A 24010-nucleotide genomic window follows, 5' to 3' on the forward strand; every position below is an offset into this window, starting at 1 on the left:
AAGAAAACATCAAGACGCAGTTAATCTTTACTCTGCAAATACTCTCGAATAAGTCATCCCCCCGCCAAAGCATCGTTCTTGCCATTTCCAAATGGTTCTGCTAGACTTTTTCCTAATATTGCAAGAGGAAGCAGGTTTTTTCATGAGTACAGGCACACAGACGGCGTCTTCAGGCGAACTGATTCAGCAGGGGAAGGGACAGGCAGGACCCAGGCGCCTCCTGGCATTTCTTATCAGACCTTCGCTGGTTACAGCGTTGCTCTATCTAGTCTTCATCGTGGCATTTAGCATATATAGGCAGTATGACGCCTTGCATTATGTGCACATCGGTACAGTCTTTTCGCAGCATGTAGCTCATGGAAGCGCCGGCTACGATGGCCAGTTTTTCTATTATATGGTGACTGACCCCCAGCACGCGCCCGCGCATATTGATGATCCCTCATATCGCTATCAACGCATTATCTATCCCCTCTTGACGGCGCTACTTAGCCTGGGACAGAAAGCCCTGGTCCCATATGCCATGCTGCTCATCAACTTTATCTCAATTGTGGGCAGCGTAGAGATCGCGGCCTATCTGCTCAAGCGACGCCAGCTTTCGCCCTGGTATAGCCTGGCCCTGGGCCTCTACTTCGGCCAGACCACCGCCTTTATCTTCGACACAACCGAACCCCTGACCTATTTTTTGATCTGCCTGGGCCTGCTCTCGTTAGAATGGAAACGTACCCGTACAGCCGCCCTTTGCATGAGCCTGGCCGTCCTCGCACGCGAAACCGCCGTCCTCTTCCCCCTGGGCTATATCGCGCTCCTCTTCTGGCGCCGCCGCTGGTGGGAAAGCATCCGCTTCGCCCTCATCTCGCTCCTCCCCACCGTACTCTGGTATGGCTTGATCGTCGTCATCTTCGGGCGCACCGGTCTGGGCTATGCTCCCCCCTTCGAGCGCATCCCCTTTCGCGGGCTATTTGTCTTCTACCAGGACCATAACCGCTTCCCCCCACTCATCATCCTGATGCTTATCCCCACCGTGCTCAGCATCATCGCCTTCGCCCGCGCCGCCCTCCTGCGCCGCTGGGGCAACTGTACCTGGCACACCTGGCTCATCTGGGGCCTGAACCTGGCCCTGACCATCTTCATGTCCATCGCTTCATATGAGGAACTGGTCTCCGCCGGCCGCCTCTCAACCGGCCTCGTCCTGGCCATGCTCCTCTACGGCTGGCAGGCCCGTGACCGCTTCACCCTCTGGGTCTCCCAAATCTACACCATCACCTTCGTCCTCTACATCGCCGGACTCTTCATCCTCCACTTCCCCAGCTAAAACAACGTACATGGGTGTATGGGGTGACGTATGTGACACGTCACCCCATACACCCATGTACCGCAACCCCGTCCCCATGATATGTAGACGCGTACTTTAGTAGCGTCGTCCCCCCGCAGCGTCGTCTCCCTGGTACAGATTGACCAACCATAAGTACATACACTACAATAGTAAAAGAGAAGTCGAGCGTCAGACATTAAGGCGTCACTTCTGTGCTCTTATTATCAGGAGGACCGATGAGCATACGTAAAGCCGTACTGCCGGTAGCTGGTCTAGGCACTCGTGTTCTGCCAGCAAGTAAAGTTATCCCCAAAGAGATGTTACCCCTCGTCGATCGACCGACGTTACAATACATCGTAGAAGAGGCTGTGGCCGCTGGAATTGAAGAGATTATTTTTGTCACCAGCTCCAGCAAGCGCAGCATTGAAGACCATTTTGACTCCTTCCCCGACCTGGAGCGCACCCTGGAGCGCAAAGGCAAGCTCAAAGAGCTAGAGGAGCTGCGCCGCGTACAGACCCTGGCCTCATTCGCCGCCGTCCGCCAGCCGGAGGCCCACGGCCTGGGGCATGCTGTCCTCTGCGCCAAACACCTCGTGGGCAACGAACCCTTCGTCGTCATGCTCGGCGATGACCTGGTCGCCCCCGAAACACCCTGCCTGCCTCGCATGATTGAACTCTTCGAGCGCACCCAGAGCAGCGTCATCTCCCTCTTCGAGGTCCCCAAAGAAGAGATCTCATCCTTTGGCATCGTCGCTGGCGAGGCCGTCAAAGGCGAAAACGACTTCATCAAAATCTCCCACATGGTCGAGAAGCCCGACCCCGAAGAGGCCCCCTCCAACCTGGCCGTTGCCGGTCGCTATGTCCTCTCGCCCGACATCTTCGAACTTCTAGAGCAGACCCAGCCCGGCAAAGGCGGCGAGATTCAGCTCACCGACGCCCTCCAGCGCCAGGCCGAATCCGGCCGCTGCTACGGCCTCCGCTTCGACGGCGAGCGCTTCGACACCGGCACCCCGCTTGGCCTGCTCAAGACCTCCATCGCCTACGCCCTCAAACGTCCCGAGCTAGCCCCCGCCCTCCGCGAATACATGCACTCCGTCCTCCAGGACCAGAAACTCAACGAGCGCTAATCCTTTTTTGCGCACGGGGAAAGGGGATGTGGGTGAGCGTCATTCTTTTGCGGTATCGCTCCCATAACCGCCACGGCTATGGATGGCCCGGCGCACCAAACCATCGTATGGGGCGCCGGGGGTAAGGTGGTTGGTTAGTTTTTTTCGGGGGTGAGGAGGGTGGTGCGTTTGTCGCGGAGATATTGGGCGATCTGGGCGGGTTCCTCTTTGCGGAGAGCCTGGGCTTTGATGTCGGCGAGGACGTTGCTCCATTGCTCTTTGGCGGTGAGGAAGCGGTTGTCGCGGGCGAGGAGTTCCTCGAAGATATGGCGTTCGAGTTCGTGCCAGAGGGAGCGGTCGCGTCCATCGAGGTCGCCTTCGTCGGGTTCGTAGTCCTGGTCGCTGGTATGGTTGTCGATGCGAGCATGGAGGGGGTTGAAGTACTGACGAAGCATTTCTTCCATGCGCGATATGTCGAGGGAGCCGGCGTCGAAGGCGAGGGTGCCCGAGAGGGTGACCTGGACGACGGGAGGCTTCTCGGTTTGGGCGTAGGTGGGGCCTTTGTCCTGGCAGTAGGATTCGAGGCGCAGATAGATGTCTTCGGGCTCGTTGAGGCCGTCGACGCGGATCTCGTGGCGCACGAAGGGGCGGCGGGTGCTCTTGAGGCGCTCGGCGTGATGGATGCGCTCTTTCTTCTCCAGGTTGATGATGCGTCCGGGTTCGTCGGTGTCGATCTCGACGTAGTAGTAGCCACGATCCTCCCACTGGACCTCTTCGGCGCTACAGGTCTCGGTGGAGCCGGGATTGTAGATCCAGCCGTCGAATTCGTAGGGTTTGTGGACGTGACCGAGGGCGAGATAGTCGACCTGGCCGCTGAGGGCCTGGAACTGGGCCATGGTAGGAAGGCCCTGGATGCGTGCGACCATGCCATCGATGCCGGTATGCATCATAAGCAGGCGGTAGGCGACGCCGGAGGCGTCTTCGTCGGCGCGAGCATCCTGGAGGGCGTGCGACATGCCTTCGAGGGCACGGGACGTTGAGGAGCCGAGCCAGTGGATGCCATAGACGCGCAGATTGCCATCGAGAAGGTCAACATAGGCGCCGAGCATGTTTTGCTGGTCCCAGGGTTCGAGCTGGGGCATGCCGTCGACCATGCGCGGCTGGAGCAGGACGAGATAGCCCTGGTAGCAGAGGAATTGCAGCCAGGAGGTACCTTCGCGGTAGTAGCTGCGGTCGTGGTTGCCTTCGATGGCGATGACGGGGATGTTGGCGTCCTTGAGCTTCTTGAGACCTTCGATGGCATGGATGAGGGTCAGGGCGTCGATGGCGCGTTTATTGAAGAGGTCGCCAGCGATGACCATGAAGTCGACGCGGCGCTCTATGGCTTCGTCGACGAGTTCCCAGAAGGCCCATGTGAAGTCGTTGAAGCGTTCGCGGACGCCGTATTGTTCATAGCCCAGGTGGGTGTCCGCGCAGTGTATGAAGGATGCGCGCATAAGGGTTATGCCTTTCTTTTTTTGTATATTCTTAAATTGGGAAAGAAAAAATTTTTGTTGGGACACCCCACGCCCCGGCAGGAGGGGAACCCTCCTGCACCCTCCCTTTTTGTGTTACATAGTGGCGGGGCCGGTCATGAAGGCGCGAACGGCGGCGGCGACGAGGATCAGGGCGGCGAGGCCATAGATCAGGGCGTCGCGGCGTGGGTTCTTGCCACTGGATGCGTAGGTGGTAGCGACGGGTATGGCGAAGATGACGATGGCTCCATAGACGTAGTGGAGGTAGTAGAGGTTGGAGCCGCCGCCGGGTTTGAGGCCCGAGGCCACCATGATGAGGCCGAGTAGGCCCTGTAGGGCGGCGAGGCCAACGGCGATGTACATGCCAATCGCCAGGGGCCGGGTAACGCCCCCCCTCTCTTTGCGGAAATATTGCACGAAGCTCCAGATCATGACGATGGCGCCTGAGAGAAAGATCAGGTATGGGTTGTACTGATGAAGGGTTAATACAAGTCCAGTCAAGGTTGATACTCCTCAAGGAATCTATTCTTTGCGTACCTGGCATAACCGGTAAGGGTTGTGGATGCTGTGTTGTAATATAGCGCGAGTAGGGAGGAAAAACAAGTTGGGGGTAAGGTATGGCGGTATGCCTCCACATTACAGCCCGCCTCTCACCACTCGCCTCGCCCTCCAACTTACGTACATACCACAAAAAAACAGGATTGGCAGGCGATTCATGACTCTGCTGGCAAATTTTAGGAGGTTGTCCGAACAGACATCTGCGAAAGGCACGAAAGACAAGAAATGTCGGCTAGTCGACTTGCCGGCTTGTCGGCTTGCTGGCTTGCTGGCTTGTCGGCTATCGGTAGGGACCAGCTTTAGCGCGTCCGAACGCCATTTATGGCAGTGCGGCGTAAGCCTAAATTTTCCAGCTAGACAAGCAAGAGATTACTCATCGTGCTTCTCCGGGACACTTTTGGCTAGCGCCACAATGCGATGAATCGCCTTCGGACGCGCTAAAGCTGGTCCCATTGGCGTCAAGTGAAGGCCAGCATCGCGCTTGCATCACTTCCTTACTTATCTTGACGCTAATCACTGGATCTTTACCAGCATCATTTTGACGGCCTTGAGAGTTGATCTGGAAGGGAAGAAAGAGGTACTGGCTCTGCGTGCCTGCGCAGAGGAAAGCGGAGGGCGAAAATCACCTCTGGATCGGAGAAGTTTCATCAAGAGCTCTTCCCGCTGTGAACGGTGAGATCTCTTGGTAGATGGGCTGCGGCTTGATAGGCGGCGTCGATGTGGCCCTTGTCCTCTGCCAGGATGATATCAAGCAACTGGACGGCCTCGGCCCTGCTTTCTTCTCCCCAATCATCCCTGAAACACACGTTGTGGGTACACTCGATCAGATCTTGTACGACCCGTTCCCAGAGGAAGTAGGTGAGGGCCACCCAATCAATCTCCGCCTGCCCATAGCCCTGAAAAAACGCCTCAGCGTGTGGTGGCCTGACAAAGATGAAATCGCGCTCTTTGGGGGCCAGCATCACCTCATCCCAATCGACCACAAACACCTGGCCCGCTCGATTCCGGATCAGATTCCTTGCATGCAGGTCGGCGTGACAGATGACGCAAGGCAATGGTCGCGACTGGAGCACCGCTGCCAGCTTTTCCAGGGAGGTCACCACCGTGTGAATCGTGGACTGATGCGCCACCCAGGAGGAGCGAAGTGCACGCTGTGAGGCACCTCCGTCTTGAGCATAGGTGTGTTGGGTTTCAAAGGCACGCACCCATCGAACATACTCTGTCGGATCAAAGGTCTCCTTGCGCAAGGATGCAAAGCCACCAGGCGGCAGCATGACCTGGTGAATCCGTTGGAAGATGGCTCCCACCTGCCTCCACTGCTCGTCCGTCATCCCTGTCAAGCTACTCTCTCCGGAGATCCAGGGGTAGACGATCACGGTCCAATCCGAGAGCTGGGCCCACAATGCACCGCTGCGGTTGGGAATAGGAGCCACGACCGATGCAATCCCCTGGTCGTTGAGATAGCGAGGAGCCAGACATCGTGGTTCGTAGAGCGATCTCGTCGTGACTTTGAGCGCATAGGCTGTTCCCTGCTCGCTTTCCACACGATATATCCCGGCGTCGTAATCATGCCCCAGGGGAAGAAACGTCAGCGTGACAGGGCTCAGATCATACTGGTCCTGCAAACAGGCGCGAAGGTCTTCCTCGCTAATCCTCGGTGATTCACGCATAGTTCTGCTCATCCCATCCTATCTTTTCTTTCAGTGTTCTTCATCCATTCAAAGGAATATGTGTTCACCCATTGGTGAAAGGGGATGTCTCCCTATATTACGCGAGCCTTAGTGAGCTATGCAAGATCCGAAAGGGCTTCTCCAACAATCGCCGCCGCACATCATGAATCGTAACGTAAAAGTACCCCTCCTTCTCGCTAGTAAATTGGGACAAAATAAGGCATAGGCACCTCCAAACGGAAAAAGCGCACGTTCCTGTGGTTGCCCCCAAAAGCGCATATGTAGACGCGTACTTTAGTAGCGTCGTGCCCGCCACCATCCATATGTAGACGCGTACTTTAGTAGCGTCGTGCCCGCCACCATCCATATGTAGACGCGTACTTTAGTAGCGTCGTGCCTCCCTCCCATCCATATGTAGACGTGTACTTCAGTAGCGTTGTGCCCGCCACTCCCTCCAATTCCTTCAATCTATCCCCGTTACCCTTGAAAAAACCATCTATTCTTTATTGCACTTTATATACACTTATATAACTAATATATTATATAACATCTTCTGTGCACACATAAAAACACCCTTCACCCCGCCATCCGCCTCCTCATCCCCTCCCTTCTCACCCAATACCCCTTCCTCCCCAAAATCACAATCGCTCACATCCCATCCGCCGACCCCGAAATTTCAGACTCTGACCCCGAACCCTCCGACCCTGACACCTTCGACTCTGAAACTTTTAACTTCAACTCCTCTGATCCCGACCTCGATCCTTCTGACCTTGACCCCGAAACCTCTTCCCCCACCACAATCCCCTCCAATCTCTCTCCATCTGATGCCACCTCCGAACCTACCAGCTCTTCTTCATCCAAAACCACAATCGCTCACATTCCACCGACCCCAGCCACACCCATCTCTCAAATCACTAACTATCCCCGGCCACATTCATCCCCGTTTCTCAAACCGCTCACAACTCACTAGCCACACCTACTCCTACAATCGCTCACAACTCACTAGCCACACCTACTCCTACAATCGTTCACAATCAACTGCAACAACACACATACTCTTCCAACCCACTTGGCGGCCACTCTTCCATGAACCCAACCTACAACCCGGCTTACCAACAACACCGACCACCTACCATCTAACCCAAATCCGCAATCGCTCACAACCAAACCCTGATTACTCACAATCACCACCTGCACCTTAACAACTTGAATTCCCATGCGGCGGTCCGCCTCTCGCCCCACAAGCGCTGAGTCGCTTTGTCCGGATGTGGCAGCTCAAATCGGATGCGAAGGCATTCCCAATCATAGGCGCCACATTTATGACTCTGCTTGGAAATTTTGTCAAGTTGTCCGAACAGACTTGTGATAAACGCCCGAATTGTTGGTAGGGACCCGATTTATCACGTCCAAACGCCTTTTATGGCCTGTAGGCGCAGCCTAAAACGTTCACTTTCGGCATCTCGCACGATGGATCATCTGTTTCTTACCATCCCACCGTCTCACCAACGCACCCAGGTAACCTACCTTTAACTGCCTTGTGGCCTTGCTCCTCCCTGCATGGGCGTCGTACCACTGGCTCCTTTGGTCCTCTTGCATAGGCGGTGCACCACTGGACAACTCCCCTCCCTAGCTGATAGGATGAAAAAAACTCCTTTTCTGAATATGGCTTGGGCGAATAAAACTTGGAAAAATAGAAAGGGTCTACTCGCTTCATGACACAGCTAGAAACATATATTACCGAACACGAGGAACGCTTCCTCGACGAACTGAAAGGCTGGCTGCGCATCCCCAGCATCAGCACCCTGCCAGAGCATGCAGGCGACGTCCGCGCCGCCGCCGAATACGCCGCCCGCGACCTGCAAAGCATCGGCTTCGACAAAGTCGAGGTCATCGCGACCCAAGGCCATCCCCTCGTGTATGGAGAGTGGCTCAATGCCCCTGGCAAGCCTACCGTGCTTATTTATGGGCACTATGACGTCCAACCTGTCGATCCCGTGGAACTCTGGGATACGCCCCCCTTCGAGCCAACCATCCGCAATGGCAACATCTATTGCCGTGGCGCATGCGACGACAAAGGGCAGACTATGCTCGTCTTTAAAGCCCTGGAGTCCCTCATGGCTGTCGATGGCAAGCTGCCCGTAAACGTCAAGGTCCTCATCGAGGGCGAGGAAGAGGCCGGAGGCGAATCCATCGAGCACTATGTGCGTACCACTCCCGAACCCCTGGGTTGCGACGCCGCCTTCATCTGTGACACCCACATGCCCGGACCCGAGACCCCGGCCTTGATCACCGGCCTGCGTGGCATCACCTACACCGAGGTCGAAGTTCAGGGCGCCAGGCGCGACCTGCACTCAGGCACCTACGGCGGCATCGCCCCCAACCCCCTGCACGCCCTTGCCATCATTATCAGCAAACTGAAGGACGAGCAGGGACACATCCATATCCCCGGCCTCTACGACAAACTACGCCCCGCCGCCCAGGTTGAGCGCGACTTCTGGGAGAAAGACCCTCTGAACTTCGCCGAGGCCCTGCGCGAGGAAATGGGCGTCTCGCAACTCGTTGGCGAGGCAGAACACCCACCCCTGGAGCGCATCAGCGCGCGCCCCACGCTGGAGGTTCACGGCATCGTCGGCGGCTTCATCGGTGAGGGCGCCAAAACGGTCATCCCGGCCGTCGCCAAAGCCAAAATCAGCCTGCGCCTCCCGCCCGACCTCATCTCTAAAGAGATCTTCCCCCTCTTTGAGAAGGCCGTCCACAACGCAGCCCCCGAAGGCGTCAAGGTCACAGTCCAAAACCTGCACAGCGGCGAAGGCCTCGTCGTCGACCTGGATAATCCCGCCATGGTCGCCGCCACCCAGGCCCTCAAAGAGACCTACGGCAAAGAACCCATCTACCTCCGCGAAGGCGGCTCGATCCCCGTCGCAGCCCTCTTCAACGAAATCCTACACGTCCCCGTCGTCCTCATGGGCTTCGGCCTCCCCGACGATAACCTCCACGCCCCCAACGAAAAATACTCGCTCGCCCAATTCTACCGCGGCATCCGCACCGTCGCCCGCTTCCTCCAAAACCTCGCCTAACTAAAAAAGTGGTTAATGACGCGGTGCCAGGCTAGTGCCCCCAGCCAAATCTTTCTGGTAGGTGGTGTGGTGCGGGTTGGCGGCCACAGGCCGCCAACCCGCACCACACCACCTACCAAGGCGAGCGCCGCAGGCGCGAGAAGTGCCGGGGTCTGGGGTGTCCCCAGAAAAGGGGTACAGGGTCCTCCCTGCCGGGGCCTGGGGTGTCCCCAGAAACTTCTTTTTCTGTAAGGTGATGTAGCAAAGGGGGGGCAAGGGGGACGAAGTCCCCCTGCCGGGGTCTGGGGTGTCCCCAGAAAAAACTTTTTTAATTTGTTTTTGCCGCCGCAGGCGGCAAAAACAAAAAGAAAGGAACAACTCTTATGACCAGGAAGCTCCAATCAAACGCCGTCCAGGCATACCTCGACGAACACAAAGACGAAGCCCAACACCTTCTGGAACGCCTCTGCCGCCAGCGCAGCGTCGCCGCCCAGAATGACGGCGTCGAAGAAATGGCGAACCTCGTAGAGTCGCTGCTCGCTGAGAATGGCTTCAGCATCCAACGCCTGACCGTAGACGACGCCCCACCCGTCATCTTCGGCGAAATTCGCGGCCGCAGCCCCTTCACCCTTTTGCTCTACAACCACTACGACGTCCAGCCCGCCGAACCCCTGGAGCTCTGGGATACTCCACCCTTTGAGCCAACCATACGCGATGGCAAGCTCTACGCCCGCGGCTCCTCCGACAACAAAGCCGAGATCGCCGCCCGCATGACTGCTATCCGCGCTCTACGTGCCGCCCACGGCGAACTCCCCATCACGATTCGCTGGATGATCGAAGGCGAAGAAGAGATCGGCAGCATCCACTTCGACGAAATCGCGCGGAAATACGCTCACCTCTTGCAAGGCGATGGCGCGCTCTGGGAAGGTTCCGGCTTCGATGAGGATGGTCGCCCCAGCCTGGTGCTTGGCTGTAAAGGCCTGGTATATGTTCAGCTCGACGTCCAGGGCGTAGGCGTGGACGCGCACTCAGGCAATGCCCCTATCCTGCCCAGCGCCGCCTGGCGCCTGGTACAGGCCCTGGCATCGCTACGCACCCCCGAAGGAAAAGTCCTCATCCCCGGCTTCTATGACGCCGTCATGACCCCCAGCGAGGCCGAGATCGAGGCTTTAGCCAGCCAGGGTGATCACGAAGAACTCCTCAAAAAAGCCTTCGCCGTCGAGACCTTCAATGACAACCTGACCGGCATCGAACTGCGCAAGCGCCAGGCATTCTCGCCAACCTGCAATATCGCGGGCCTGCTGAGCGGCTACACCGGCGAGGGCACCAAAACCGTCCTGCCAGCGAAAGCCATGGCCAAGATCGATTTCCGTCTCGTTCCCGAGCAGGACCCGGACGACATCGTCGCCAAACTGCGCGCCCACCTCGACGCCCACGGCTACCAGGACATTCGCATCACGACCTTCGGCAATGCCGAACCCGCCATGACACCCCTGGCCCATCCTTTCGCGCAACGCGTGGCCCATATCGCCGAGGAGTACGCGGAGAAGCCCGTCTCCATCACCCCCCTTGGTGGAGGAACCCTACCCCTGCTCGGCTCCATGCGCAAGCACGTCAACCTGCTCGGACTGATGGCCCCGGCAACGCCGCCTACTGGGGCAGCGCAGCCCACTCACCCAACGAGCACATTCGCCTCTCAGACCTCGAACGCGCCGTCTCCTACAACTGCTACATGTTCACCGCCCTGGCAGAAGAATAATTTTTTGTAGAACGTCTTGTTTGTCTGCGCTTTGCGCAGACAAACAAGACGTTCTACAAAAAATTCCCTATCGCTCACCCTGTTGATTCGCCAGGTCAGTCAGCTCATTGCGCACCTGCCAGAGCTCAGGATAGAAGGCATCACGCAGGGTGCGCTCAAGGACCTGCATAGAGGTCCCACCCGTACCCATCGAACCCGGACCAATCATCCGTATCGCCAGCTTAAAATGTTGGGCGCGGAAAAGCTGAAAAATCTCATCATAATCGATGAGTGCCTCGGCCATCGCCAGGAGGAGGGGGTAATGTTGTGGCTGTGTATGAACCTCGATCAGTGTCACGCCCTCGCGCTCAAGCAGAGCCTTATAATCATCCCACAGCAGAGGCGAGAGCCGCATCAGCGCGTGAAAGCCAGGCGAATCCGTACCCGCCCCATCCTCAAGCACCTTGCGAAAAGCATGGAACTCCCAGGGGGTCATGCTTTCAAGCATCCGCAAATTCTCCAGCATCAAATGCTGCGTACGAATCACCCGCTGCATCAAGCGAATAGCATAAGGCAGATCGCCCTTGCCCAGAAGCGTGCGAATTGTCCGCAGCTCAAAAGCACTCTCCTTCCACCACAGCTCAAAAACCTGGTGCACAACCTGGAACTGCAACTCATCATGATGAGCCAGCTCCCCCTCCGCCTTCTGCAGCGCAAGCAACTCATCCGTACGCAGATAACGCTCATACGTACTCAACTCGCGCCCCCTACCCGACTCGTGAACCATTTCTTTAACCATTTCTTATTCACTCCCTCATTGGTCCCTGGAAACAACACCGTTTCCCATGAAAGTAGAGAAGACCATGCAAAAAATAACACCAACATCTTCTCCCAAGCCCCACGGCTCCCCCCTATTATATCCCCTTCACATAAGGCGGTGCAGAAGGACGAAATCCCCCTGCCAGGATCTGATGTCCCCCAGAAAAAGGGGGTGCAGGATCCCCGCCGGAGCCTAGAGTGGCCCAGAGAAAGGGGGTGCAGGATCCCCGCCGGAGCCTAGAGTGGCTCAGAAAAAGGGGGTGCAGGGGACGAAGTCTCCCCTGCCGGGGTCTGGGGTGTCCCCAGAAAAATTCTTTTTAATTTGTTTTTTGCCGCCTGCGGCGGCAAAAAACAAAACCCCACCACACAAAGGAAGGAGAAACTAATGAAGAGGAAGATTGGGGGGCGACGTGGGACCTGGCGAACCACCTACGGTCGCCAGGTCCCACGTCGCGCCAACCGCACTTTAGACAACCGCAAGGCAAAAACAATTTCCCTACCCATCACTCACCAGGAGCGATGATTATTGAGCGACGAACTCTCATGTACCTGGCGCATAAGGTAGTGAGTCACCGCATACAGACTCCCAGTCTCCTTATAGACCGCGAGCTGCCTATCGGCCCCGGTACCGCGCGGATCCTCCAGGAGCGTACGCAGATAATTAATCTCGCGGCGGCTTCCCAGATCATCCAGCACATCGTCTACAAAATCAAGCGTCTCGCCAATCGACTCGCGCATAGTCATGCGGCGCTGTTGCACAAAATCGACGTACTCAGCATCGAGTCCGTAACGGCTGGCCTTCCACTTGTTTTCTTCAATGAAGTGCGCGGGCAGAGCATACGTAGTCAGATTGCGTTTATGCATCCAGGAGAGCTTGGCCACCAGGGCCTGAACAAAGGCCGTCATGGCCAGCGTATCCTCAAGGGTCGCGGGCATATCCGCGATCCGAAACTCGACCGTATTGAAGAAAGGATGTGGGCGCACATCCCACCAGATGCGCTTACCGTTATCGATACAGCCAGTATTGATAAGCCCCTGTACATAGCCATCAAAATCGCGATACGAGTTGAAGAGCATAGGAACGCCAGAGCGCGGGAAGCGCTTCCAGACGATAGAGCGATACGATTTGAGGCCCGTATGACGTCCGGCCCAGAAGGGCGAGTTAGAAGAGATGGCCAGAAGGTGAGGTATCCAGGTGCGCAACTGGTTCAAAAGCGAGATCGCAATCTCCTGGCTCTCGACCCCCACATGCGCATGCAGACCAAAGATCAGAATCGAGCGCCCTACATCCTGGTATTCCTCTTCAAGTTCCTCGTAGCGCGGATTATGCGTGCGCTCCTGGTCCTTCCAGTGCGCCGTTGGATGCGTCCCCGAGCTAATCAAGGCCAGCCCCTCGGCCTCAACCAGGTTAATAAGCTGGGCTCGCAGGTTTTGGAGATCGAGACGCAGCGTCGTAATGTCGGAGCAGACATTCGTAATCAGCTCCACTGCTGACTGCAACATCTCTGCCTTAATGTGTTCGCTGAGCGAGGGGGCGCTTTTGTCCATGATGGCATGAATATGCGAGGCAAGCTGGCCCGTATGTTTATCGACCATCTGGAACTCTTCTTCGACGCCAAGTGTAAACTGATGCGCCATGGTAGGCTCCTTCCTGAGCTTGCTAGTATCCAGGCCTACGACCTGGTAGCGAAACACCATTAGATGCATGGAAGCACTACTCGTTCTGTAAACCGGCAATTGGGAGCACCTACCCTGCTGCCCCAATTCAAGGCTCACGGTACAGTTGTGCGCGAACAATAGCTTTTCCCCACGCAGAAGGCCCGTTTAGTGAGAAAGATTGCATGTATGCTTGCTTGTGCGGGCCAGTTGTGCGCCGGAAATAAAGTAATCGGAACAATGCGCGAACAGGTGGTGAGAAAGCTTCAGACTCAGGAAAATTAGGATTGAGGAAAGAGAACTGCCATCTGTGCACCATATGTCCCTGCGCGGACCTGGTGCTCGTAGAAAACAGGAAGAGAACCCGAGCCAGAACCCGGGATAAGTTGTCAGGAGACCGTTGTGGTACTTGTGCGCCTGTGCGCCAAACCACATAGATGCACCTCAGAGCGAGAACTAGAGTTTTCGCACTAGGGGTTCACGCTACAAACTCAGGCATAAAGGGCGCATACATCTATCAAGATGCTACTGGTAAAATATAGCGTACACAAGAATAGAATGCCTGTCAAGGGAAGTTCACACAAAATTCACACAAGAGGCAAATAAATAGAATGGCTCACATTTTCTTTCATAGATGCCCGATTTATAAGACTTCATGTGCCACAAGCTTACCTACCCTCTCTTGCCAGGGACGGCAGCCGCGCAGCAGGAGGACTGAGGTAGGTGCGCCCTTTAGAAGCACTACCTCAGTCCTCCTGCATGGGTGGTGTGCCCCTTGCTTACGATGCAAAGTTCCTCCTGCATAGGTGGCGTGCCCTCCACTTGCCGGGTGTACCTATTAGCAACGCCATGCCATCTCTGTCATATAGCGCGTATTCGAGGTTAAAGCTGGAAGGCATTAGGAAGGAGATCACGCACATGCATACTATGAATAACTGGCTTCCCCTGCTCATCCACCCCGCCATCGATATGAATAACAGCATCTGGAGCCAGGTCAATCATCCACTGACGACAGGCCCCGCAGGGCGTACGCGTATTCAGGGGCGCGCCATCAGGCGCATCAACGCAGGCCACAGCGATCTCGCTCACCTGCTTATCCCCCGCCGAAATCGCCGAAGCCAGTGCCGACCGCTCCGCACAGAGCGTCAGGCCATAGCTGGCACTCTCAATATTCACACCCGTATACACACGTCCATCGGCTACCACCGCCGCCCCCACATGAAAATGCGAATAAGGCACATGCGCATTGCGAGCCGCCTCACGCGCCTTCGCAACCAACTCTTCCGGGCTAATCATGCTCCATCCATCCTCTCTCTAGCTTTAAAATCATACCCAATAGAGATTAAAGAGCGCCTCATACATAAACACAAGCGTCAACCCCAGAAAAAAGAGCGAACCAACCACACCTGGAATAATGCGATAGAGACGTGGAAACTTCCCACAACGATCATACATAGGCTGGCGCGGATCGTAGCAGACAAAAATATTATACAGATCGGGGAGACTATGTCGCTCAATAGGAGGTGCCATAAGCTGGATATGACGTGCAACCCCCTCTTGCTGATTTTCACCCGTGCGATAAAGCACCGTATACACATTAATAGTAAAGTCGCGCCGGCGTTGCTCAACACGATTGACAACAATGCCGCGTGTCAGCACGCCACGCGTACGCAGCGCGATATAACGCCAGAACTGCCACTCCAGACAGTAGGCCAGCGCGGGAACAAAGATCAGGAAGGCCAGGAAAAAGAAGGCAAAACTGGACAAGATCTGCCCAAAGGTAAAGCCCTGAAAGACCAGCAGCGCACGCTGGGGATTGGCTGGATCGTACCAACAACTCTTCATATCGCCAACGCGATAGCGATCCAGAATGTGCTGGACAGCCTCTTTCGTACTGTAGACCAGGATATCTGGCCCCTCAAAGCCCTTTGTGCGAACCTGCTGTCCTCCAGGAAGAATCAAAGTGTAGGAGAGTTGAGGCTGGTAACTTCCATATACATTTCCACTTCCGTTGCTCTTGCCCTCCCGAATGGTGAGCAGGGATTTAGCAGTAATGACACAAGGTGCCTGTACAAAGGAATTATAGTAGAGTGCGCGGCGCACAGGGGCCAGTAATGCTAAAAATACAACGACACATATCACCAGGAGGACGCGCCGCAGGAAGAATGCTCTCTTTTTCACAAAATTGTAACTCGCATTCGCTTGCATGCAGATTCTTGCTGGATAAAGCTTGTTCAATACAGCAAGTGTTTTGTATACGAAAACCGCCCCCATTAGGGGGCGCGGCGCCACTATCGCCTGCCCCCTAATGGGGGTGGCTAGTGCTCCGCACTCAGATTTTTGCTAGGAGATCGCAAAATGATTGTAGCACGCGCCTCCAATCCTTGCTACTTCTCAACCAGAGCGCACCCCAGCATAACCAGGAGAAAGCCGCCAAGCTTAGCTGGCGAGAGCTCTTCTCCCAATAGCCAGTATGACAGGAGGAGTGTAACACCTGGAATGATAAAGTCAGAGTAAGCCGTTCGGATCGCACCGATCCGTCGAATAAGCCAGAAGGTCAGAAAGAAACTAATGCAGCTACAAAATACCACGAGATAGAGTAGAGCCTCCAGGGTTGTCCAGGTAGGCGCGAATGGACCCCCATGCTCAAAGATGAGAGAGGCCAGTAAGATAACAACGCCACTATAGAAGACCTGCCAAGCCGTCATAACCAGCACTGGTACATCGGCACTATAGCGCTTAGCAAGCAGCATTCCAAAGCCATAGACCGCCGCCGAGGCCAGGACCACTAGCTCCGCGATAAGCGCGGGTCCACTCATGGCAAAACCAGGTATGCTCGCCCCCTGGTTGGGCAGAAAGGGAACACGTCCCAGAAGCACAAGCAAAATACCCGCGATACCAATAAGCAAGCTTACAGGCAAACGCCAGCCGCGCGCTTCTCCCGCCCCCCTGAAGTTAAAGAGCGAGACGAAGAGGGGCGCGGTGGCCCACATCAAGGTAAGCGCGCCTGCTGGCGCGTATGGAATTGAGGCAAAGAAAATAGCGGCTGGTATACCCACCATAAAGAGCGAGGTCAGAAAGATGCGCAAGTGCTGTGTGCGTGTGATCTGGAGGCTCTCCCGGCGCCAGCGTGCGACCAGGAGCAAGAGCAAAAACGCCAGAAGGAAGCGTACCGCAGAGAAGAGCAGAGGCGGGACGTGCTCCGTCCCAATTTTGGCTGCCACGGGAAAAGATCCCCAGACGAGCACCATGGCGCCAAAGCCCAGGAGCGTAAGCATGCGTGCCTTGCGCGGATCTGCTGCCGTAGGCACCGACTGCGTAGTTGATGACGGCAATTCTTGACATTCCTGCATAGTAGTTAGATAGGCCTTTCTATGGCGATAAAGAAAAGAAAGAATAACTCGATTATGATAATGGTATACGTAGCGCTCAGAGGTAGGTGTGTGGGGGAAGCTTCTCTTGCTCAGGAGCGCTTGCGCGCCCGCGGCGCCCGTGGGTAAGGGGATGTGGATGGAAAATGGCAAAGCCGTTTTCCATCCACATCCCCTTACCCGGCGAGCGTAGCGAGCCGAGGCAAGAACTGGAACCCCCCACATCTACCCGATAGATGGGTTGCGTGGTTACGTAATGCATATTATGATACAGGAAAGCGTAAAACAACAATGCTGGCAATACCAGGTGCGAAAGAGGTTGCAACTCTACTCGCCTGTTTGCTAGAGAAATTATCAGTATATGGAGTGACAGCATGGGAACTCTCCCGTTCGCCGATCTTATAAATTGGGGGTGGTTACGTATTGGTCCACCCTATATCTACTTGAATATTGATCCGGTCATCTTCAGGCTTGGACCGCTGGCCGTACGCTGGTATGGCTTGATGTATGTCGTTGGTATCCTGATAGGATTATGGGTCATCAAGGGATACTGCCAGCGCAAGGGAGTTACGGAAGACCTGGTCTACCGCCTCCTGTGGTGGTGTATCGCGGCTGGTGTGATTGGTGGGCGTCTGTATTTCGTCTTACAGCAGCCAAACCTGGTTGAATACTATTTGAAGAATCCTATTCATATTATCGCGACCTGGGAGGGCGGCATGGCCTTCTTTGGCGCGATCTTCCTGGTTATCGCGGCCCTCTTCTGGCGTGCGCGTGTCGAGCGCGTGAATCCGCTGGTCCTGGTAGACGCGGCTGTCCTCTTTGGCGCGGCGGGCCAGATCTTTGGGCGTATTGGCAATATCATCAATGGCGACATCATTGGTTATCAGAGCACGCTACCCTGGTCGACGGTCTATGTACATCCCGAGAGCTGGGCCTGCGGCGTCTACAACCTCTGTAACGTTCCCGTGCAGCCCGCAGCCCTATACGAGATGATCACCAATATCGTACTGCTCGGCGTCATGCTCTACTGTGCGCGCAAGTTCAGGCGCCCAGGCATGCTGATGCTGGTTTACCTGTACGCGTATGTGATTACGCAGTTCTTCATCTTCTTTACGCGCGACAACATCATAGTCGACTTCCTGGGAACACATATTCTCAAGCAGGCGCAGTGGACCTCGGTAATCCTGTTCGTCCTCCTGCTGCCCATCACCTACCTGGTCATCTCCCGCTCCAAACCAGTTCCCGATGGCGAAGTCGCCGCCACCTATGGCATTCCCCAACTGGCAAGCAAGGAGGTAGCGAGCGATAAAAAGCCAGAGGAGCCAGCCGAAGAGGAGAAAGTGGATGAGGAAGAGGCCGAGACACAGGTAGTCTCAAACAAACAGGCCACACAAGAGTAATATATGTAGTATCGAGTGAAGAAGCCCTCAGAGGCGTCGCGTATGCGACGCCTCTGAGGGCTTCTTCACTCGATACTACATATATTAACCCTGGTAGAGAAGCTTACGGTGTAGGAGAGAAATGAGTGTATCAGACAAAGCCATAACCTCCTCGAAGCGCTCGGTCTGTTGCTCCAGCGTGAGACCCTCTTCACGCCAGCGGGGGAGCAGATGTTGCTCATAGGCCGCGACCTCGCTACGCGTAAGCTGTTTGAGCTGGAAACGGATAAGTGAGGGGAGCGCGAGGGGGAGGCCCAGTTCTTCCAGGTGGCGGTAAAGCTGAAGCAAGAGCACATCATCTCCAGTGAAGAGCCGCTTGCCCTGCTCGCCCTCGAAGGGGAAGAGCAGCCCCAATTCTACCAGTTCATTGATGCGCGTGACAGCTACTTCTCCCTGGCGCGCCAGCTCTTCCTGGGCTAAATGAACCTGTGTACCACCTACGGTCAGGGATTTGAGATGGCGCTGCTTGAGCGCCATGTGCATCTGTACATCTCCCTGCTGGTCGCGAACTTCGAGCAGGCGCTTGATTGCCTCTAACGAGAGATTCTGATGTTCTTTAAGCTCGCGAATAATACCCAGAACCACGAGATGCTCTTGCGTGTAGTAGGCCGTGCGCCCTTTCATGACAGGAGGCGGCAACAGTCCCTGGGTATTGTAAAAGCGAATCGTCCGGCTTGGCATGCCCACCAGTTGCGCCAGATCATCAATACGCAGCATGGAAGGTTGCTCTACATCACTCTGGATCAAGGCACTCTTCCTCATATACGTTCTTCGATATAGTGAATGTGCCGAGACTGAGAGATCGGCGAACGCAGGGGCGCCAATTTCTCAGTCTCGGCAGGTTACTATTTTCTTGCTTTATTGCTTGGCCTTGGGTGTGGCCTGTGGTGAAGCGGGAACAGTCGGCGAGGGCTGAGGGTTATTCAGCTTGGCCTTCTCATCATCAATTTTGCGCTGGAGGGCACGCAGGTAGGCCTGGGCACCATCCAGGTCGGTCTGGGTCACGGCGGTAAGCTGCTTAGGCATATTCTGTACCTGGCTGACCCAACTTTCAAGGACTTTTTGGATGGCCTGGAGGGTCGCGTTGTCCTGGTAGACGCCCGCAAGCAGGCCACGCGCGGTCTTAAGCGCGCTGAGCATGGCCTTCAAGAAATCGGTTGCGACCGTCGAGCCAAACTGGACGATGGGCGCGACAAAGACGTCATAGGCCACCCGCGTCAACTTGGCGGCCTCAATCGCTCCTTGAAGAGTAAAGCCCTCCAGGTTATCCAGGGCCGTGATAAACTCCTTGCGTGCGTTTTCGGCTCCCTGGGCCATACCTTTATTGAAGGCATCCTGAATCTGGTGCTCTATATTGCTCCCAGTGTCGCTAATGGCTTGAGGAATTTTGGGGCCTAGCTCATAGGCGGTGACGCCTGCAGTCGCTACCGCAGCGGCCCCCAGGCCGATGAGAATTCCACGCCGAGAGACCTTCTTGTTGCGTTTCTTCTGACGGCGAGCCTCGCGTTCGTCGATCTCCTCATAGCCCTCATCGTCATATTCCTCATAGGGCTCATCGTATTCTTCTTCTGGTGGAAGAGGAGGTGCCAGGCGACCGCTGGGCGCACGACGTTCATAGACGTCATTATACATAACGTTACGCCGGGGCTGAAGCTGGGCTGAGCGCGCAATGCCCGGGCCTGGACTGGCGTAGCCCAGGCGCTCGTCTAAAGGATCATCTTCATATTCGTCGTCTATGACTTCATCAAGTTCTGCCTGTTCCCATTCGTTGTCTTCATCCAGGTAGAGATCGTGCGCCGCTGGAAGGTAAGGTGCCTGGGAGGAAAGGTTACGGGCCCGGTTAGGGCTACGTGATGCAGAGGCGTCGTTAGCAATATTGCTAGATATAACGCCCGAGGTGCGGCGCATACGCTGCTCCAACTCATCGGTCTCTAGCTCGCGAAGTTCATCGCCTCCCTCTTCTGTCCCGGAAGCTTTACTGGAAATGATCTGCTGGCGCAACAACTGGCGTGTTCTGCGTGGGTCGGGTCGCTGGGTATGAAGAGATCCAGAGCGGCTATCGGATGGCGAAGACAAGCGACCGCTCTGTCGGGCCCCGTTGCTATTGAGCTGACCACTCCTGCTAGCGCCAGTACGGCTGCGCAGGGGATCAAACTCGGAGTCATACTGGCGTCCAGGACTCCGGCGATAGGTTCTGCGTTCCGATTGATCCTTCGACATGTTTTGCTTCTCTTCCTCCGAGTGCTATCGACCGTCTACATTTTTTGCGGGCACTGCGATGCGAATAAACGCCAGCAACCTGGCTTGCATAGGGCGAGGAGAGATCCTTATCTCCCGCTATTGCTGATTGCATTTCCTACATCCATTCTACACATCTTTTTCTTTCTCGTCCAGTTAAAAATGGTAAAAGATTTTTTCTCCGATATGTAAGAAGGATTGATATAGGAATAAACAGCTATAATAGTTTACGTTCTAGACCCTCAAACAGTTTTTAATTACGAGGCGACATTGCATGGTTACGCCGTGTGCAATGTCTATAAAAGTCGTTATGATGCATACCTATCGGCAAAAAAGCCTCGTTGTCGACCACTTTATCACATAGGAGGTGAAGCTGCAATTTCTGCCGTTGCTGCTGACTTCTGCCGGGTTTCTATTTAACATCATGTATATTTAGCAGGTGGTGTGATGCGTGTTGGCAGCTGCAGGCTGCCAACACGCATCACACCACCTACCAGGGCAAGCGCCGCAGGCGCGAGGAGTCAAGCCAGTACTTTGACATAGGTTATTTAGCTCCCAGGTACGAAGGGCGGTTGAAGAGCGTTATGTTATAATGGGGGTCGAACGCTTGACGTTAGCGAATGTTTGTAAAGAAAGAGCTGCATACCATGTCTGGGACCAGCACCAATCAAGAGCAGCCTATTGTCGCCTGTATCACTGTAGGCATGCTGGAAGAAAATTGCTATCTGTATGCCTGCCCGCAAACGCGCGAGGCTGTCATTATAGATCCCGGCGACGAGGCTCCACGGATTCTCGAAGCCATTAAAGAACTGCAAATCACTCCTAAGTATATTATCAACACGCATGGCCATTTTGACCATACAGGGGCTATTGACGAGGTTAGCGCGGTCTACCCGGTACCACTGGCGATTCATCCCGCTGATGTCTACATGTATAATGATGAGCGAATCTCGAAAAGGTACAACCTCAAGCATCCGCTTGTCGAGCGTAAGCCAGATATCTTGCTCAAAGAGGGCGACCGTTTCACCATTGGCACCCTCACACTGGAGGTTGTCGAGACTCCCGGCCACTCTCGGGGTGGCGTCTGCCTGATCAGCCAGCCATATTGCGTCTTTAGCGGCGATACCCTTTTTTATCGCGGCATCGGGCGCACTGACCTGGAGGGCGGCGACTACGAGCAGCTCATACAATCGATTCGCAATAAGCTCTATACCTTGACCGAAGACCTCTTTGTATTTCCTGGTCATGGCGAGCCTTCCACTATTGAAGAAGAAAAGCACGAAAATCCATTTGTTACTATAGAGGAGTAAAATCGTGTCAAATATCTGTGTTCTGGGAACAGGATACGTTGGACTCGTTACCGGCACTTGCTTTGCCGACATGGGCAACAACGTCACCTGTGTAGATATAATTGAAGAGAAAATTGCAAAGCTCAAACAGGGAATTCTCCCCATCTATGAGCCTGGCCTGGAAGAGATGGTAGAGCGTAACGTACATGCGGGGCGCCTCCACTTCACGACCAGCTACGAGGAGGGCCTGGACAATGCTGAGTTTATCTTCATTGCCGTTCCCACACCTACAGGTGCCAACCAGGGCGCGGCCGATATGCGCTATGTCGAGACGGCTGCACGCATGATCGCCCAGGAACTGGACCACTATGCTATCGTTATCAATAAGAGCACGGTACCAGTAGGTAGTGGTGATGTGGTTTCGCGTGTCATTCGCAACAACCTGAAGCGCCCTGAGGTCAACTTTGCAGTGGTCTCGAACCCTGAGTTCCTGCGCGAAGGCAATGCTCTGGGTGACTTCCAGCGCCCCGATCGTGTTGTGCTTGGCTCTTCTGATCCCGAAGCAGCTCAGAGCGTGGCACGACTCTATCTCCCGTTGCGTGCCCCCATCCTTGTGACAGACATCTATACTGCTGAGATGATCAAGTACGCCTCGAATGCCTTCCTGGCGACTAAGATCTCCTTCATTAACGAGATCGCGCAAATCTGTGAGCGCCTGGGGGCGGATGTGAAAGAGGTTGCCGAGGGTATGGGCCACGACAAGCGCATTGGGCGCGCCTTCCTGGATGCTGGCCTGGGTTATGGCGGTAGCTGTTTCCCCAAAGATGTGCGTGCCCTGGCTCACATGGCTGACGAAGCAGGCCTTCACCCTCAGATGCTTCATGCCGTCATGGATATCAACCATGATCAGCGCCGCCTGGTTATTAACAAACTGACCAATATTCTTGGCTCGCTGCGTGGTTGCGTGATTGGTGTCCTGGGCCTGGCCTTCAAACCTAATACCGATGATATGCGCGAATCAGCCTCCATTGACATTATCCGTTGGGTTACCGCGCAGGGCGCGACCGTACGCGTCTATGATCCCGTGGCTACAGAGACCGGGCGTGCGGCACTTGAGCGCGAGGGCATTAACCTGGATATGGTCGAGTTCTGTCAGACCTCCTACGATGTCGCAACGGGTGCGGATGCCCTGGTGATCTCCACCGAATGGAACGAATTTAAGTCGCTCAATATGCTGCAGGTGCGTGCCGCTATGCGCCGCCCCGTCCTGATCGACGGTCGCAACATCTACGAGGCGACAGAGATGAATCGCTATGGCTTCATCTACCGTGGCATTGGGCGTGGAACTGGCCCCGCGCCAACAATCCTGCCTCCAGGCGATACCACGAGCATTCTAGGCGAGGCGCAATTGCTCAGCCTCGAAGAGAGCAAGTAAAATAGTAGTCGCGTATGCCAGTAGTGGGTCCGCTATGGGCATACGCGACTACTGGGGCCTGGTATTGGTATATTTTGTTCAAGGGAGGCCTGTAATGGACGGCGAGCAACCACTCTTATTTACACCCCTGGTGCGCCAGCCTGGTGTCGAGATTCCCGATTGGCTCTTTGGTCCTGCGGGCAAGGCCGGCCTGCCGGGTGGGCTCCATCCCACGCAGGGCGTCAATATCGCGGTTGGCATCGATATTATCGAAGTTGACCGGGTGCGCAAGGTCTTTGAGAAACACGGCGAGCGCTTTCTCAAACGCGTCTTTACCGAGCAAGAGGTGCTCCAGTGTCGCAATAAGCCGGCCCGGTTGGCGGGGCGCTTCGCGGCCAAGGAGGCCATCAGTAAGGCTTTGGGAACGGGCTTGCGTGGGGTTAAGTGGCGCGAAATGGAAGTCGTCCAGTTGCGTAGCGGGCGTCCAACCGTGCGCCTGCACGGGACAGCTATGCTGCGCGCCCAGCAGCTAGGCTTGAGCGCTTTTGATGTCAGCATCGCCGACCTGGCCCAACTCTCCATCGCCATAGCCGTAGGTGTACAGGCCGATATTGTCCCCTCTGCTAGACAAACTAACCAGCAGACAGAAGAAGAGTCCTGACCAGCGTGGTCGGTAATGTGGGACGACGCTGCTAATGGAGTGTAAGGAAATTGTGCCACCTGAACGACGCTGCCGGGGTTGCGCTGCTAAAGCACGCGCTTACATATCATGGAACGACATGCTCCGTACTATGATATGTAAGCGCGTGCTTTAGTCGTCAAGCTCGGCC

19 protein-coding genes are annotated in these 24010 nt (G+C 55.5%); 9 read left to right on the top strand and 10 right to left on the bottom strand.

Annotated features, from left to right (window positions below):
• Window positions 1-142 precede the first annotated feature (142 nt).
• Both KTE_RS15010 and galU read left to right on the top strand, forming a co-directional pair.
• Window positions 143-1312, top strand: coding sequence for an AZOBR_p60025 family cell surface glycopolymer formation protein (locus KTE_RS15010; RefSeq protein WP_201382186.1), 1170 nt, complete (start codon window positions 143-145; stop codon window positions 1310-1312).
• Window positions 1313-1548: 236 nt separating this feature from the next.
• On the top strand, window positions 1549-2439 hold the full coding sequence (gene galU / locus KTE_RS15015) for a UTP--glucose-1-phosphate uridylyltransferase GalU (protein ID WP_201382188.1): 891 nt from the start codon (window positions 1549-1551) through the stop codon (window positions 2437-2439).
• Between the two features lie 134 nt (window positions 2440-2573).
• Here galU and KTE_RS15020 read toward each other — a convergent pair whose 3' ends face one another.
• The 3 genes from KTE_RS15020 to KTE_RS15030 form a co-directional block, all read right to left on the bottom strand.
• Window positions 2574-3914, bottom strand: coding sequence for an exonuclease SbcCD subunit D (locus KTE_RS15020; protein ID WP_201382190.1), 1341 nt, complete (start codon window positions 3912-3914; stop codon window positions 2574-2576).
• Between the two features lie 114 nt (window positions 3915-4028).
• A complete protein-coding gene (locus tag KTE_RS15025) occupies window positions 4029-4433 on the bottom strand; it encodes a COX15/CtaA family protein (RefSeq protein ID WP_201382192.1) in 405 nt (134 codons plus the stop codon).
• A gap of 704 nt (window positions 4434-5137) precedes the next feature.
• Entirely contained in the window at window positions 5138-6160 is a 1023-nt protein-coding gene (locus KTE_RS15030) for a phosphotransferase enzyme family protein (RefSeq protein WP_201382194.1), read from the bottom strand.
• 1712 nt (window positions 6161-7872) lie between these two features.
• Here KTE_RS15030 and KTE_RS15035 point away from each other — a divergent pair.
• Both KTE_RS15035 and KTE_RS15040 read left to right on the top strand, forming a co-directional pair.
• Window positions 7873-9237 carry a dipeptidase gene (locus KTE_RS15035; RefSeq protein WP_201382196.1) on the top strand — a complete coding sequence of 455 codons (1365 nt, stop codon included), beginning with the start codon at window positions 7873-7875 and terminating at the stop codon, window positions 9235-9237.
• Between the two features lie 362 nt (window positions 9238-9599).
• Complete coding sequence (locus tag KTE_RS15040) at window positions 9600-10985, top strand: M20/M25/M40 family metallo-hydrolase (protein WP_201382198.1); 1386 nt, start codon at window positions 9600-9602, stop codon at window positions 10983-10985.
• 57 nt (window positions 10986-11042) lie between these two features.
• Here the strand turns inward: KTE_RS15040 and KTE_RS15045 are convergent, their stop codons facing one another.
• On the bottom strand, window positions 11043-11753 hold the full coding sequence (locus tag KTE_RS15045) for a tryptophan 2,3-dioxygenase family protein (RefSeq protein ID WP_201382200.1): 711 nt from the start codon (window positions 11751-11753) through the stop codon (window positions 11043-11045).
• A 405-nt stretch (window positions 11754-12158) separates the two neighbouring features.
• Here KTE_RS15045 and KTE_RS15050 point away from each other — a divergent pair, with 405 nt between their 5' ends.
• Entirely contained in the window at window positions 12159-12296 is a 138-nt protein-coding gene (locus KTE_RS15050) for a hypothetical protein (RefSeq protein WP_201382202.1), read from the top strand.
• On the opposite strand, the gene KTE_RS15055 is transcribed toward KTE_RS15050, so the two are convergent.
• The 4 genes from KTE_RS15055 to KTE_RS15070 all read right to left on the bottom strand — a co-directional run bounded on the left by KTE_RS15055 (window position 12281) and on the right by KTE_RS15070 (window position 16764).
• A complete protein-coding gene (locus tag KTE_RS15055; RefSeq protein WP_236600409.1) occupies window positions 12281-13411 on the bottom strand; it encodes a carboxylate-amine ligase in 1131 nt (376 codons plus the stop codon). The genes KTE_RS15050 and KTE_RS15055 overlap by 16 nt on opposite strands.
• Window positions 13412-14311: 900 nt before the next feature.
• Window positions 14312-14725: a cytidine deaminase gene (locus KTE_RS15060; RefSeq protein WP_201382207.1), complete on the bottom strand. Its 414-nt coding sequence runs from the start codon at window positions 14723-14725 to the stop codon at window positions 14312-14314.
• Window positions 14726-14755: 30 nt separating this feature from the next.
• Window positions 14756-15637: a DUF3592 domain-containing protein gene (locus KTE_RS15065; RefSeq protein ID WP_201382209.1), complete on the bottom strand. Its 882-nt coding sequence runs from the start codon at window positions 15635-15637 to the stop codon at window positions 14756-14758.
• 179 nt (window positions 15638-15816) lie between these two features.
• Window positions 15817-16764, bottom strand: a complete 948-nt coding sequence (locus tag KTE_RS15070; RefSeq protein WP_201382211.1) for a DMT family transporter — start codon at window positions 16762-16764, stop codon at window positions 15817-15819.
• Window positions 16765-17174: 410 nt separating this feature from the next.
• Between KTE_RS15070 and lgt the strand changes: the two genes are divergently transcribed.
• Window positions 17175-18200 (top strand): prolipoprotein diacylglyceryl transferase, encoded by a 1026-nt coding sequence (gene lgt, locus KTE_RS15075; protein WP_201382212.1) that lies wholly within the window; start codon window positions 17175-17177, stop codon window positions 18198-18200.
• A gap of 84 nt (window positions 18201-18284) precedes the next feature.
• On the opposite strand, the gene KTE_RS15080 is transcribed toward lgt, so the two are convergent.
• Both KTE_RS15080 and KTE_RS15085 read right to left on the bottom strand, forming a co-directional pair.
• Window positions 18285-18986 (bottom strand): MerR family transcriptional regulator, encoded by a 702-nt coding sequence (locus tag KTE_RS15080; protein WP_374226778.1) that lies wholly within the window; start codon window positions 18984-18986, stop codon window positions 18285-18287.
• 111 nt (window positions 18987-19097) lie between these two features.
• A complete protein-coding gene (locus tag KTE_RS15085) occupies window positions 19098-20459 on the bottom strand; it encodes a hypothetical protein (RefSeq protein WP_201382214.1) in 1362 nt (453 codons plus the stop codon).
• Window positions 20460-21124: 665 nt separating this feature from the next.
• On the opposite strand from KTE_RS15085, the gene KTE_RS15090 reads away from it, so the two are divergent.
• The 3 genes from KTE_RS15090 to acpS all read left to right on the top strand — a co-directional run bounded on the left by KTE_RS15090 (window position 21125) and on the right by acpS (window position 23841).
• The gene (locus KTE_RS15090; RefSeq protein ID WP_201382216.1) at window positions 21125-21787 is read left to right on the top strand and encodes an MBL fold metallo-hydrolase; all 663 of its coding nucleotides are present in this window, start codon (window positions 21125-21127) and stop codon (window positions 21785-21787) included.
• 4 nt (window positions 21788-21791) lie between these two features.
• A complete protein-coding gene (locus tag KTE_RS15095) occupies window positions 21792-23201 on the top strand; it encodes a UDP-glucose/GDP-mannose dehydrogenase family protein (RefSeq protein WP_007912536.1) in 1410 nt (469 codons plus the stop codon).
• A 94-nt stretch (window positions 23202-23295) separates the two neighbouring features.
• Complete coding sequence (gene acpS, locus KTE_RS15100; protein ID WP_201382218.1) at window positions 23296-23841, top strand: holo-ACP synthase; 546 nt, start codon at window positions 23296-23298, stop codon at window positions 23839-23841.
• The last annotated feature ends 169 nt before the right edge of the window (window positions 23842-24010 follow it).

It is taken from the genome of Ktedonobacter sp. SOSP1-85 (genome assembly GCF_016587415.1).
Lineage (GTDB): Bacteria > Chloroflexota > Ktedonobacteria > Ktedonobacterales > Ktedonobacteraceae > Ktedonobacter.

Coding starts and splice junctions, on each gene's coding strand:
- KTE_RS15050 (WP_201382202.1), top strand. CDS start 12,159: ATGAAGAGGAAGATTGGGGGGCGACGTGGGACCTGGCGAACCACCTAC.
- KTE_RS15045 (WP_201382200.1), bottom strand. CDS start 11,753: ATGGTTAAAGAAATGGTTCACGAGTCGGGTAGGGGGCGCGAGTTGAGT.
- KTE_RS15090 (WP_201382216.1), top strand. CDS start 21,125: ATGTCTGGGACCAGCACCAATCAAGAGCAGCCTATTGTCGCCTGTATC.
- KTE_RS15040 (WP_201382198.1), top strand. CDS start 9,600: ATGACCAGGAAGCTCCAATCAAACGCCGTCCAGGCATACCTCGACGAA.
- KTE_RS15055 (WP_236600409.1), bottom strand. CDS start 13,411: ATGGCGCATCAGTTTACACTTGGCGTCGAAGAAGAGTTCCAGATGGTC.
- acpS (WP_201382218.1), top strand. CDS start 23,296: ATGGACGGCGAGCAACCACTCTTATTTACACCCCTGGTGCGCCAGCCT.
- KTE_RS15020 (WP_201382190.1), bottom strand. CDS start 3,914: ATGCGCGCATCCTTCATACACTGCGCGGACACCCACCTGGGCTATGAA.
- KTE_RS15035 (WP_201382196.1), top strand. CDS start 7,873: ATGACACAGCTAGAAACATATATTACCGAACACGAGGAACGCTTCCTC.
- lgt (WP_201382212.1), top strand. CDS start 17,175: ATGGGAACTCTCCCGTTCGCCGATCTTATAAATTGGGGGTGGTTACGT.
- KTE_RS15085 (WP_201382214.1), bottom strand. CDS start 20,459: ATGTCGAAGGATCAATCGGAACGCAGAACCTATCGCCGGAGTCCTGGA.
- galU (WP_201382188.1), top strand. CDS start 1,549: ATGAGCATACGTAAAGCCGTACTGCCGGTAGCTGGTCTAGGCACTCGT.
- KTE_RS15010 (WP_201382186.1), top strand. CDS start 143: ATGAGTACAGGCACACAGACGGCGTCTTCAGGCGAACTGATTCAGCAG.
- KTE_RS15030 (WP_201382194.1), bottom strand. CDS start 6,160: ATGCGTGAATCACCGAGGATTAGCGAGGAAGACCTTCGCGCCTGTTTG.
- KTE_RS15060 (WP_201382207.1), bottom strand. CDS start 14,725: ATGATTAGCCCGGAAGAGTTGGTTGCGAAGGCGCGTGAGGCGGCTCGC.
- KTE_RS15065 (WP_201382209.1), bottom strand. CDS start 15,637: ATGCAAGCGAATGCGAGTTACAATTTTGTGAAAAAGAGAGCATTCTTC.